Consider the following 13,558-nt stretch of genomic DNA (forward strand, 5'->3'; position numbering starts at 1 on the left):
ACCATTAGTTGTGCTGTGTATATCAAGTTTATTTAGTAAATAAATATCCACGTCCCTGTACGCGGCGGTTTGCTGTCGGAAAGTAGGTTTGGTTACTTGAAGAGTAATCAAAATTGGTATTTTGCAACCGAGCTAGTGCATTACCTCGTAAAAACACCTGTGCTGTAGTGTTAGCAACATCAATGCAAGCATAAAAGCCCATGAGACTAGCTGGGCTAAGTGTTCCAGTGGGGCAAGTAGGATTTGTTGCAATAGAGGTTTGATCGATAAAATCGACTAATATTAAAGGTTGTTGAGTGTAAGTTGCCGAGGCTGTAGCTTTCCATGAATTCATTTTGTTAGTTAGACCTGTTGCTCCTGCTAGATTCAGGTTAAAACGCTGAAAACCTACATCGGGGCAGTGGCTGGTGTTGTCAATATATGTGTCACTATAACCAGTACAAGTAGCACTACTAGTACCACCAGTAGCCAGAACTCCATCACTAATTTCAAATCTGGCAATACGAGCCGCTTTTGACCAAGTAGTACTACTATCTTTGATTAAATAGTAGGCAACTAGTGAGTAAACAAAAGTATCATCTGTTGTGTTTGATGTAGTGCTGCTAGAAAGTGTAATCGCACCTGAGACAAACTTGCGTTTCCAAAACACCAGAATTGGTTGACAAGTAGAAGAACTAGTACAAACACCAGCTGGTTTAACAGGGGGTATTTGGTCTTGAATTCCTGAGCTTGCTGCGACACTATTTGAATTAGTAGTGAGTGCAGTTTTATCATATATGTAAACAGCTTGTTGTAAATCATTGGTAATGTAATCAAGTGCTGTCTGGATTTCTTGTTCAGAATTTGCCTTGGCTTGCTCTTTCTGATCTGTGCTGAGAATATTAACCATGAATCCTAGTAGTGGTGTAAGCACGAGAAATGCCAGCAATAAGGCTACCAAAAGTTCTATCAGGGTAAAGCCATTAACTTGCTGAACAAACTTAGGGCTTTTAATCTGAATTTTGATAAAAAATCTGAGTACATTCTTCATAATTATGGTCTGCCCTTTAGTGAGAGAAACACATCTAATAAATTGTGATTTAAACTTTATCCGTAAGGTAAATAATTATATTTGTTGAACACACACTCTCATTAAAATATAAATATTTTAATGAGAGTGGTCAAATATAAATAAATTGAAGTTCGTAGTTAGCGATTGAGCGTTAAAGCAGTTCTCAGTTGAGTGAAGTCCAAGAACCCCTCCCCGCAAGCGAGGAGGGGAGTACGATATATCTCATTTAGGTAGGGACAAATTAACTTAACTATCTAACACAATGTAAAAGTATTGAAAGGGTTGTGATTACTTCACTTTGCTACATTGCGATCGCAATTAAATAGTTAGAGATTTTCACACCAACCTACTTAATTAATGGCACATAATTTAATTACAACTGCTGTTAGTCGTGGTGCTGCCAGTAATAGCAAGGCGCTGACACAGAGCATTGAAGGAAGTGTTTTTAGAGCCAATCTCAGTTGTCATTTCCACTAGTGGAGATTGACGATCGCCTAAACTACCTGTGAAAATTCTTTGTGTTTTTTTGTCACCGTTGCTAGCGCTAACAGTTTTAGTAAAGTCAATATCTGATCGATAAACTCGAATTCCCAAACGGTAGCCATCCTTTGGTAGACCTGTGCTATCAGTTGGGGTGCTTCCTGTTACTATGACTTTTACAGCCTGAATGTAAAATAAGTTGGTTACACCAGTTGGCGGAGTAGTACAGTCTGGGTTAGTAATAGCTAGGTTGTTATTTGAATCTTTTGTCACACAATATAACGATGTTGATGTTGTAGGAACTGGCATATTTGTGGTATTGAGTAAATTGTCACCTAAACTTCTGGGTGTTGCAACGGCTGATTGAGTCAGTGTAATAGTGGTAGCAGGGATTGTTACTGCTGTGGTTTTCACGCCGTCAATAAAAGTTCTGGCAGCTTGGGTGGCTTGTTCTACACGTTTTGATTGGACGCGGGTTGCTGTGGCAATGACGATGGTAGGTGCGATCGCTGCCAGTGCAATAGCAACTATGATTATTGCTACCAGCGACTCAATGATCGTAAAACCAGCTTCACCAGATGGGTGAATTATTTGCTGTTGTTTGCGCTTAATCATAGTTACTAAACAGTTTTTGACATCTTAATTATGGTGATGGAGGTGGAGATGGGCAGAGAGCAGTATTGCGTTGAGTTTCATCAAGGATATAACCACTATCTGAGGCTTTTTTGGCACACAACAACGTTTGCATCCATACATCGTCTCGACCAACTTCCCGGAAGTACTCATTGGGTTTGTTATTTGGCGTTATCGCTAACTTTTGCGAAAATGCGTCTGGTGATTGCGATAACAAGGCGACATCATAACCCCATTGCCGATTGGGAGCTAGGTAGAAAGGTACTAGACCACCAGAATTAGCGATCGGATATACTACGCTAGATGAGTTATTTAAGAATGCGTAAAATGGGGCAGTAGCATAGGCACTACGAGTTCTTTGGATAAAAGAGCCGCTAATTGTAGCTGCTATAGCATCGCTTAAGCCACCAGTTGGGTTCCAATTTTCCAAGAGCCGAACAAAGTTGTGTAAACCACCATTATCTTCTGTAGGGCGAGCTGGCGTGTCTCCCCCTGCTGCGACTAAGTTAAAGGTGGTAGCTGTTGCTTTTTGTAGCCAAAAAGAATCCTGTGTATTACTAGGGCCTATTAGGTTATTAGATCCTGATGGTGCTGCTCCCTCATCAGTAGTGCTGAAAGCAACGTTAATTTGTAACACTGGCGATAAAATTGGTTGGGCTGTTGTATTAGTAGTAGATATTGTTGTTAAAAATGTTGGGGGACTAGTGAGACTATTGCCTGATTTGAACCATAGAGCATTAGCTTTGGGATCTGGACTACTACTACTAAAACCACTCACTGGAAATGAAGTTATTTTCCCCCCCTGGATACCTATAATGGTTGGTTGATTACTGGAATCAAGTGCTAGTTCTCCACTTGTATAAGTTGTTGGAGGTGCTCCCCTTGTTACAGGTTTTGTTAATGTCCCACGGAGAAAGGCAACACGCCGAGGATAGCTCAGATATTTAGGATTAGTCGGTGATTGTGCTGTTGTACCTGCTAAATGAGTAGTCAAAGAAAAAGTCTGTCTAGTGTCAGGAGTACCAGCAGTACCAGTAACATCCGAGGCTCTTAGACCTAGTGGATATGCAATAACATCGCCAGGTAGTGCTACCCACCAATCAGTAGCCGGATTGCAAGCTGAAACAGGTAATTTCTGACAGACTTCCATTAAATATTCTGGTTTTAAATTACTTGTATCATTTATCCTTCGCTGGATGGGTGTAACAAGGTTATTGAGGTAAGAACTGTTTGCAGTGCTAAGGGGCCAGTCACTATTAGCGGTGTCATACCAGGCAGCATTGACGACATTAGCGTTGTTAGCCAACCCATTGTTCTGAAATGCGGTAATAGAAGCGTTATCCCCCAAGTTATTATTCAGGTCATAGTCTCCATCACTGCGGTAGCCTGTCTTATAGTTATTAGAAAGAAGTGTGATTGCATCTGACAACACGCTGGCAGGTCGCCATGCGTCCCCAGTGGTACAATTTGGGAGTCGAGAGTCACCAGTACGACAAGCAAAGTTTGGATTAAAGTCTGATTGAGTACCCCCGCGAGAGTAAAAATTGCTCCAATCACTAGCTAGAAGTGTAATAAACTCTTGCTGGGTATGTTTATTAAAGTCGCCTAGAATATATACAGGCAAGTTAGAAGCTAGAATTAAGCCTTTTTCTGCATCTCTGTAAGCCTGAACACGCCAGAGTGGGTTGCCATTGATTAACATAATGGCGTTGGGACGACGAGTTGGGTCAAGTTTATAATCTACTGGGCTTTGTGATTTTTGAGTATCTTGTTTTGTTTGTTTTTGTGTCGCTGTATCTGTTGATGTAATGCCAGCAGGATAACTCAAATCCGGCAGTGCATCATCACGAGTAGCGTAAATAATACCGCTATTGGGAATTAAGTATTCTTGTGGTGTTGCTGTACCATAAGTTGTTGCCCGCAACTTACTAATGTCTAATACAGTGGTGCGAATCTCCAGAGGTTGGCGGGTTTCTTTGGCGAGTTTATAATCTGCATCTGAGGAACTAGTAGATGGATTTGGTACGTTTGCTACTGTCCCATCTGCATTAATAGTACAGGTATATTGAAAGTAACAAAGCGTTGATGTCCCAGTTCCATTTCCATTTACACCATCAGCATTAGTGAATGTTTCTCTACCTGGGATTATGTTACCACTTCCATCTATTTGCACATCTTTATGAATTGCCTTAATCTGTCTCGCATCTAAAAAAGCAATTTCGGAAATTGCGCCGTGAGGTATGACGCTAGTACTTGGAGAGCCGATAGTACCATCTAATATTTGGATGGCACAAATAGAAGCATCAATAGCAGACTGCTGTGAGATTGTGAGTGTCCCAGAGGCAGCAACTAGCCCCATAGCGGTGTTCAGTGTTGGATTTACCAACCGCCCATTGGGATACATTAAATTAGCTTGGTAATTTAGTAAAGCTGAATAGTCAGAAACACCCTTTGTTGGAGCTGCGTAGACAATACCATTATGGGAGTTACCACCCGCATTGCCATTATATGGAAGGGTTGAAAGATTCTTAGCGGTAGTGATATTTGTAGGGTCGTAGAAGCTACTTATACAAGCAATGGGTGTAGGGCTTGTAGCACTGTAGCCACTTTTTTGGTAGTGATAAACTGCTGTAGCCCGCATCCGTAAATAAGGCGTATTAGTCGTATCGGGTAATACTATATTAGTTTTGTAAGTATCTGGATTAATGCCACTAGCAATAGTATTAGGTATGGGCATCATATCTGACCAAATTCTATTTGTAGCTGCCGCCGCCGTGTTCAAAGCAGCTTGGGTACTACTAACAGTAAAACCTGGAGGTAAATAAATTCCTGCACCAGTGACTACCCGCAAGCCACCCACAGGATCGCTGGGAGTACTTGGAACTTTAGCAGCTGTTGATTCCCAGTCTCCATCTCGGTCAACAGTTCCTAAATCAGCTAGTTGTTGTACACGGCTGCTGCGAGTGCGAGTTCCACTTCCATTATCCCAGTTGACATTTGTAATATTTTGGGTATCTGTGGTAGTATCTGAACCAACAAATGTGGTTCCGTTCCACCACAATGCGGGTAGGTTATTGCCAAGCAAAATGCGATCGCCAAGGTATTGTTCTTTACCTAGTATTTGTTGCGTAGCTGGTTGTGTAGCTTTAGGTAGTATATTAGTACTAGTAATCGTAGGGTTGAGTGTTAAATTGGAATAATTAGTCGCAGTTTTACCATCACTAGTAGCAAACGGATAAACCCAAGTATCTGGAGGACGCAGTGACTCACCTCCTGTTGTCGGTTGTATCGGTTTATTCGTAGTAGTATTATAAGTCCCTACTGCATTTGCACCAAAACCAACTTCACCATAGGGTACACGGCGGGTACGATCTTGAAAGTAAAGTACTAACTGATTATTACGGACAGTGGATTGTTGCGCTGCGCTGGCAGTAGCTGTAGTTAGATTTAATAGTTGTAATTGCTGTGTAATGGCATCCTGAACTTCCTGTGGATCGGTAGATGCAGCATTACTCGTCTGTGCTTGCACTAAAAGATTGATGCGCTGTGCATAAGCTAGGCTATTATAGGCAATATTATTCGGTTGGTCAGTAACTGATTTGTCAGATTTAGTACCACCATTTTGAATAGTATTAGCTCCTTGTCCTTGGAATAAATCCACTGTAGTAGCGTTATTTAAATCACTAGTAGCAACGAAACCACCCGCTCCTAAATTGCCACCTACAACAATTTTGGCATTCTCCTCACTATAGAAACAGGAATTTTGACTACTAACCTGAAAAAGTCTGATGTTAGAATTGCTAGCAGTCAATAAGTTACTATTAGTCAATATTCGTCCATTAAGGTTAAATTGGACACCAGGGGTAAGTTCTATATCATCGTTATAAACCACCGCATTGTTAACTAGCGGTAGTTGTACACGGTCTTGTTCGTATTCTAAACCTGAAAAGCCTTTATTCCCTACAAAAGCTTCGTAATTAGCGGCATTAGTACCTGTTGGTAAGTTAGCGTTAGTGATGGGAACATTAGCAGTGTAAACGAAAAAGCTTTTTTGGAGCTGACTAGCAATACTAACCCAGCCCGTACTCCCTACTAAAGTTGCACTTGTTCCCAAATTATTTTTACAAGCACTGCTTACACTACCAGCAGTCATGGGTGGAGTTCTTGCCTCTAGAGGATTTCTAGGACGGCTGTATGTGCCACTAGTTATAGGCGGAGTTCGGAAGTAAATTCCATAAAGAGTATAGCTGTCAAATTTCCCATTGTTATTTGTATCAACTGGGAACATCCATGCAGTTGTCAAATCTGCTGGCTGACTTGTTTCTCCTGTTGGTAGAGTTGTATAGTTATAATGTAGTTTTAGTGGAGTTTCGTCTCCTAAAGTATATTCAATCAAATTAGTACTCGAATTAGTACTTAATGATAAGGTACTCTCTAAAACTGCATCTGAAGGTACGGCTCGTGGCAGTTGTCCGTCAGAAAATAGTTTGTTTAATTTTGCTCTAGCTCTGTCAAGGGCTGGTGCTGCGGCATTTAACACAGCCTCATTGACTCGGACATTACTGGCATTTTTGGAGCGTTCAAAAGACCTAAATAAAATGGCAGCAGTCAATAATACAACTACTATTAATACCATTGCCACTGTGGGCAATAAAAACCCAGCATTTTCCGAGCCGCGTCTTCTTCGAGTACCAAAAAAAGTCCGTAATAGCCAAATTATTTGCTTATTAATTGCTGATATAAACTGCTTTCTAATTTGTTTGAAGGTTTTTTGAATTGCCTTGAGTAGTTGAAATTTTCGAGACATATCTGCTTCCCTGTAAAGTGCTTTGTAGCGGATTTTCTATTTTGTAGGCTCTTAAACTATGTATGGAAAGTCTTTACGTAGGCATAATTTTAAGCTGTATTTATTTAACTAATGCATGTTGTTAGACTAACTTCAAAATAAAGTAGCTACAACAAAAACAATTTAATTTCTTCCAGTTATATCATTTATGAATTGTTCATTTTATCCGGGAAATACTGATTTTTTGAGAATTATTTAATTCAAGTCAGACAAATAGTAGGAACATAGCTTTACGGTGAATTTGCGGAAATGTATTTTATCTGAAGGCAAATTTATGAAGATGTTGTTAACAGAGTAGGCTTATAATACCCAAGTGTTAAATGAAAGATATCAATTGGGTGCAAAATAATCAGATATAGGGGTTCTAACTTTGGTGCAATAGTGTCGCAACCTCAGCCCGTGCTTGCTGATGTAAATGCTGCCTCTCGTTAATCTATGGTGTGTAGAGAAGTCTTTGGTGACGCAATTTAAGATTTGTCGCGTAGCCCCTGAGATACCTCACCCTGGTTTTGCTGTGCAAAACCTGTCCCTCTCCTTATTAAGGAGAGGGATTGAAGATAGAGAGAGTGAGGTTTATCAAAATTTTTGGTAGGTAGGTTTAATAATGAGAGGGTCTGGGGATTAGGTTTAACTACTATCCTCTTAAATTTCGTATATTTTGAGCAATACTTTCCAGCACGCCAGACAAATTAGCATATACATCATTATTCGTAAATCTAATAAGCTTAATTCTTGCTGATTAAATAAATTCTTGTCTTGCTTTATCGTATTCAGCAGCACCTTGTTGGAAATGGCTTTCGCCATCAATTTCTATAGCTAACTTGAATTCAGAACTGTAAAAATCTATAACAAACTTATCTACACTATATTGTCTACGAAATTTGCAGTTTTCAAGCTGCCTATCTCTTATTTTATCCCAAACAAGTTTCTCGGCTTTTGTTATATTTTCGCGTAATAGTCGCCTTTTTTCTATTTCACTATTTTTGTTATAAAGTTGAGTCATTTCTATTTCCGATTCCAGTCCCCTCTCCTTTATAAGGAGAGGCTTAGGGTGAGGTCAAGTGATAACTTGAATTACCCACAATATAATAACTGCCCTTTGGACACCCCTCTCCTGATTAGGGCTATGGTGTACACACAAGTCTTTTGTGAGGCCATTTACCGTTAAGTCTCATAGTTCCTGAGATACCTCACCCTGGTTTTGCGATGCAAAACCTGTCCCTCTCCTTACTAAGGAGAGGGATTAAAGATAGGACAGGGTGAGGTTTTGAGGACTTTTGGGAATTGGATAACTTGTCTGTACACCGTAGCCTGATTAATGAGAGGGGATATAGACTAAGCGCTAAAGTATTTTGCTAGTGGGTGGTAAGTAATAATTGCAGTGGTAGATTGTTCTGGATAAAGTTGTTCGCTTTCATCCATGTACAATTTAATCCTGTCAGTCTGCAATAACTCCAGTTGCTTGTATTGGTCTTGCATATCCGGGCAAGCTGGATAACCAAAACTATACCGTGAGCCACGATAGCGTTGTGCTAATATATCCCGAATATTGTCGGGTTCTTCAGCTGTAAAACCTAACTCTCGGCGAATTCTGGCGTGTGTCCACTCAGCTACAGCCTCTGCTACCTGCACTGCCATACCGTGGAAATACAGGTAATCGGTGTATTGGTTGGCAGCAAATAGCTTTTGACCAAACTCGGTTGCAATCTCTCCTACAGTCACGGCTTGCATCGGGAAGACATCTATAATTCCCGATTCTTTTGGTGCAAAGAAATCTGCTATGCACAGCCGCCTTAATGACTTTTGTCTAGGAAACTCAAAAGTTGTAATTTTTTGTGATTGGTTTTCTGAGTCATATATATGTAGAGAATTCCCCTCAGACTGACAAGGGAAATATCCATAAATCACTTGGGGATGTAACAGATTTTCCTCAAGAATCCGGTTTTTCCAAGTTTCTAAAACTGGGTAAACTTTCTCAGCTAAGAAAGATTGATATTCTTCCTTTGATTGTTCCTTTGGTTTGCGGAATTGCCACTGTCCCGCAATCAAAGCTTGTAAATCTAAATGCCAGAATATCTCCTCGATGGGAATATCACTAGGCTGCAATAACTGTGTTCCCCAAAAAGGTGGTGTCGGGCGTTCAATATCTATCGCTACTGCTTCGGAACGCCGCGTATCTACCTCTTTTGGTTCAGCAGATGTTGTTTCTTTAGGAGTTGTGGTTACTGCTTCTTTGTGACCATTTGTCGAAACTTCAGCAGTTTCGATTTCGTTCAAAAATCCTTGCAAATCTTCCCAGTTACCGGCAACTTTTGCTGGCATTAATTTATCCATGAAGTGCAAGTCAGAAAAGGCATCTTTGCCATAAACTACTTTACCTTTATAGGTTTTTTGACAATCTTCATACACAAATTTGGGAGTCAGCGCCGCACCTCCTAAAATCACGGGGACACTAATTCCCTTTTCGTTAAATACCTCTAAATTCTCTTTCATGAAGGCGGTGGATTTTACCAGTAAACCACTCATTGCTATACAATCAGCTTTGTGCTGTTCGTAAGCGTTGATGATGTTTTCTACTGGTTGTTTAATTCCCAGGTTAATCACCTTGTAGCCGTTGTTGGACAAGATGATATCCACCAAGTTTTTACCAATGTCGTGGACATCGCCTTTAACTGTGGCAATGATGAAGGTTCCCTTGCCATTGTTACCCGATTCTGATTTTTCCATGAACGGTTCTAAAAACGCCACCGCCGCTTTCATGGTTTCCGCAGATTGCAAGACGAAGGGTAGCTGCATTTGTCCAGAACCGAATAATTCCCCGACAACTTTCATGCCATCTAGCAAGAAGGTGTTGATAATTTGTAAGGGGGGATGTTCTTCTAAGGCTTTTTTGAGATGTTCTTCTAAGCCAATGCGTTCGCCATCGATAATGTGACGTTTGAGGCGTTCTGGAATGGGGAGACTTTCATCTAAGGAGCGATCGCGCTTAGTTGTCACCCCAGCAAATGCTGTGGTAAGCTCTCCCAAGGGATCGTAAACGCAGACGTTACCCTCAAATTTCCGCTCATCATAAATCAACTGGCGACAGATTTCTTGATGGCGTTCGTCAATCTTAGACAACGGTAAAATTTTGTTAGCGCTGACAATGGCTGCATCCATTCCCGCCGTTGTCGCTTCGTGGAGAAACACTGAGTTTAATACCATCCGCGAGGCTGGATTTAAACCAAAGGAAATATTGGAAACACCCAAAATTACATGGCATCCAGGCAATCCTTGACGAATTCGCCCGATGGATTCAATTGTGGCTTTGCCGTTTTCTCGGTCTTCTTCAATCCCGGTGGAAATTGGTAACGCTAGGGTATCAAAGAATATTTCGGTGGGTGGTATGCCGTATTCTACAGCTTGACGGTAGGCGCGTTGTGCGATCGCAAACTTTTTGTCTGCTGTCCGCGCCATGCCGTCTTCATCGATAGTACCAATGATTATACCGGCACCGTATTTCTTCGCTAACTCCAACACCTTCAAAAAGCGCGGTTCCCCGTCTTCATAGTTGGTGGAGTTCAGCAAACATTTACCGCCGGCAACCTTTAAACCAGCCTCCATTTTTTCCCATTCGGTGGAGTCAAGCATTAAGGGTAATGTCACATTATTGACAATGCGCGAAACTAATTCGTGCATATCTCGCACGCCGTCACGTCCCACATAATCGACGTTGACATCAAGGATGTGTGCGCCTTCTTTGACTTGTGCCCTCGCCATTGAAACGAGTCCATCCCAATCTTCGGCATTTAGCAAATCGCGGCACTTCTTGGAACCACTGGCGTTAAGACGTTCGCCAACTATCAAGAAGGAATTATCTTGATCGTAAGGTTGAGTGGTGTAAATTGATGCTGCTGCTGGTTCTAAACTTGGCTGTCTAACTTTTGGCTTCAGGTCTTTAGCAAGTTCAGCCAATTGTTGAATGTGTTCTGGACGCGTCCCACAGCAACCCCCAATCACTTGGACACCCAAATCTTCAACAAAGTGCATCAGCGACATCCGTAATTCTAACGGTGTCAGGCGGTAGTGTGCTTGACCGCCGACGTTTTCAGGTAAACCCGCGTTGGGAATACAGGAAACGATGAAAGGTGAATGTTCTGACAGATACTTGATATGTGGTTTCATCAAGTCTGGGCCAGTGGCACAGTTTAAACCAAGAATGTCTATTGGGTAATGTTCCAGAATTGTCAGCACAGCACTGATTTCTGAACCTACCAACATTGTCCCCATGCTTTCCATTGTGACAGACACCATCAACGGACGGCGATCGCCTTTTTTAGCAAATACTTCTTCAATTCCATTCAGCGCCGCCTTAATTTGCAGCACATCTTGGCAAGTTTCCACCAAAAATAAATCGACACCACCATCCCACAGCGCCTCTGCTTGTTCAGCAAAAGTCGCTTTCATGGTGTCAAAGTCAATATGTCCCAAGGTAGGGAGTTTGGTTGTGGGGCCGATAGAACCTGCCACAAACCGGGGTTTTTCTGGTGTGGAAAATTCCGCAGCGACACGCTTGGCTAATTCTGCGGCTGTCTTGCTGAGGTAATAAGCTTGGTCTGCCAAGTCATATTCTGCCAGCACAAGGGATGTACTACCAAAGGTATCTGTTTCGATGACATCAGCACCAGCAGCGAGAAAGTCTCGATGAACCTTAGCGACAGCTTCGGGGTTCGTGTGGACTAAGTATTCGTTACAACCTTCATACTGTGGGCCGCCGAAGTCTTCAGCAGTCAGGTTTTGGGTTTGCAGGTTGGTTCCCATCGCCCCGTCGAATACGAGGACTGGGCTTTCTGGACTACGCAGGCGTTCAAGGAAAGAATGAGTCATATTTTCCTAGAAGAATTTAGGTTAGTCGTATAATATTCGACTTACTTTATTATTTTCCCAAATTGTGATACTTCTGGCAGCTTTTAATCAAACGATGACAGAATTATGCAAAAGTACCCTCAGTGAATGCTGTTGAAGACATGGGACTGGACACAATACGATATCACCCAGTACGATTTGGGTAAAGCAAGAGACGGGATGAAAAAGACGGGATGAAAGAGACGCGATAAATCGCCGTCTCTACAAAGGACTAAATTCTTGTAGAAACGGCGATTTATCGTACCTAACGTTTACCATACCCTCCGCTACTTTTTAGTTTGCGATCGCAGGTATAGCGGTTCCCATTCAGATGCGGTACAAAATTATATCGCTTGGTGTAAGGGCACAGCATTGCTGTGCCCCTACGGATGTACCTCACCAGGTCGAGAAACGCTGTATCATTATCCAGCTATTTTTCACTTTGAGAGGGCTACTCCTAACTCCTAACTTTTATTTCCCAAACCCTTTACCACGAGAGGTTGAAGGTAGACAAATACAGTTTTCGAGTTGAGTAATTAAAGCCTCACGATCCATATTTTGCCCAATCAACACAAGTTGGTTTTTAAGTTGACCTTGCCATTCATCATCATCTAAGGTGAAGCGTTTACCGCAAAGGTGGAAAATATGACGCTTCGGACTTTCGTCAAACCACATAATACCCTTCGCTCGGAAGATATTTGAGGGTAGTTGGTTATCTAAGAAATACTGAAACTTCCTAATCGAAAAAGGCTTGTCACTTTGGAAAGAGATGGAAGTAAAACCATCATTTTCTAAATGGTCAGAATGATGGTGATCGTGGTCATGATCGTGATGATCGTGACCGCATGTTGAGTGGTCATGATCGTCATGATGATCGTGATGATCATGGTCGTGATGGTCGTGTTCATCCACCACTGTATCAAAATATTTATCCGACTCAAACAGACCGACACTGAGAATTAACGGAAGTGGAACTTGCGATCGCGTGGCGCGAATAATTCTCGCTCCTTCCTTAACTTCGTTAATTTTTGTTTCTAACTCATTCAAAGTAGCTTCATCAACCAAATCAGCTTTGTTTAGTACAATGACATCACCATAATTAATCTGGCTGTATGCCGCCTCAGAGTTAAATAAATCTAGGCTGTAATTCGCCGCGTCTACCACGGTAATAATTGAATCCAAGCGAGTTAAATCTCGCAATTCTGTACCTAGAAATGTTAAAGCTACTGGTAGCGGATCTGCTAATCCAGTTGTTTCTACTACTAGATAATCGAGATTTTCTTGGCGTTCTAAAACTTTGTAGACTGCATCTACTAAATCATTATTAATAGTGCAGCAGATACAACCATTATTTAGTTCCACCATGTTCTCACCAGTGGAAACAATTAGCTCGTTATCGATGCCAATTTCACCAAATTCATTCACGAGAACGGCGGTTTTTAAACCCTGTTGGTTGGTGAGGATATGATTAAGTAAAGTCGTCTTGCCACTACCGAGGAAACCCGTAATAATTGTTACTGGCATTCCTTGTTTGGGCGTATCCATTGCCGGAGATTCGGGTGTAACTGCTGATTGCATAGCGCTGTTATCAAATAGTCAAAAAATAGTAATGTAGCGCAGATAGTCCATAAAACACTAGCATAGGGATACTGGACTGCCATCCC

At 41.6% G+C, this 13,558-nt stretch carries 6 protein-coding genes; all 6 read right to left on the reverse strand.

All coding sequences use genetic code 11. The features are described from left to right. Positions 1-28: 28 nt before the first annotated feature. The 6 genes from hpsC to V7K98_RS05280 all read right to left on the reverse strand — a co-directional run bounded on the left by hpsC (position 29) and on the right by V7K98_RS05280 (position 13,472). Positions 29-1,030 carry a hormogonium polysaccharide secretion pseudopilin HpsC gene (gene hpsC / locus V7K98_RS05255; RefSeq protein WP_335019772.1) on the reverse strand — a complete coding sequence of 334 codons (1,002 nt, stop codon included), beginning with the start codon at positions 1,028-1,030 and terminating at the stop codon, positions 29-31. 390 nt (positions 1,031-1,420) lie between these two features. Next, a complete protein-coding gene (gene hpsB / locus V7K98_RS05260; protein ID WP_335019773.1) occupies positions 1,421-2,146 on the reverse strand; it encodes a hormogonium polysaccharide secretion pseudopilin HpsB in 726 nt (241 codons plus the stop codon). 28 nt (positions 2,147-2,174) lie between these two features. Then, positions 2,175-6,971 carry a hormogonium polysaccharide biosynthesis protein HpsA gene (hpsA, locus tag V7K98_RS05265; RefSeq protein ID WP_335019774.1) on the reverse strand — a complete coding sequence of 1,599 codons (4,797 nt, stop codon included), beginning with the start codon at positions 6,969-6,971 and terminating at the stop codon, positions 2,175-2,177. Between the two features lie 778 nt (positions 6,972-7,749). Then, complete coding sequence (locus tag V7K98_RS05270) at positions 7,750-8,013, reverse strand: endonuclease domain-containing protein (protein WP_335019775.1); 264 nt, start codon at positions 8,011-8,013, stop codon at positions 7,750-7,752. A 332-nt stretch (positions 8,014-8,345) separates the two neighbouring features. Continuing rightward, complete coding sequence (metH, locus tag V7K98_RS05275) at positions 8,346-11,876, reverse strand: methionine synthase (protein WP_335019776.1); 3,531 nt, start codon at positions 11,874-11,876, stop codon at positions 8,346-8,348. A 489-nt stretch (positions 11,877-12,365) separates the two neighbouring features. Then, positions 12,366-13,472 (reverse strand): CobW family GTP-binding protein, encoded by a 1,107-nt coding sequence (locus tag V7K98_RS05280; protein ID WP_335019777.1) that lies wholly within the window; start codon positions 13,470-13,472, stop codon positions 12,366-12,368. Between the last annotated feature and the right edge of the window lie 86 nt (positions 13,473-13,558).

The sequence above is a fragment of the Nostoc sp. genome, assembly GCF_036917435.1.
Lineage (GTDB): Bacteria > Cyanobacteriota > Cyanobacteriia > Cyanobacteriales > Nostocaceae > Nostoc.

Bases quoted from the DNA above. Each gene is read 5' to 3' on its own strand.
- hpsC (WP_335019772.1), bottom strand. From the start codon at position 1,030: ATGAAGAATGTACTCAGATTTTTTATCAAAATTCAGATTAAAAGCCCT.
- hpsB (WP_335019773.1), bottom strand. From the start codon at position 2,146: ATGATTAAGCGCAAACAACAGCAAATAATTCACCCATCTGGTGAAGCT.
- hpsA (WP_335019774.1), bottom strand. From the start codon at position 6,971: ATGTCTCGAAAATTTCAACTACTCAAGGCAATTCAAAAAACCTTCAAA.
- V7K98_RS05270 (WP_335019775.1), bottom strand. From the start codon at position 8,013: ATGACTCAACTTTATAACAAAAATAGTGAAATAGAAAAAAGGCGACTA.
- metH (WP_335019776.1), bottom strand. From the start codon at position 11,876: ATGACTCATTCTTTCCTTGAACGCCTGCGTAGTCCAGAAAGCCCAGTC.
- V7K98_RS05280 (WP_335019777.1), bottom strand. From the start codon at position 13,472: ATGCAATCAGCAGTTACACCCGAATCTCCGGCAATGGATACGCCCAAA.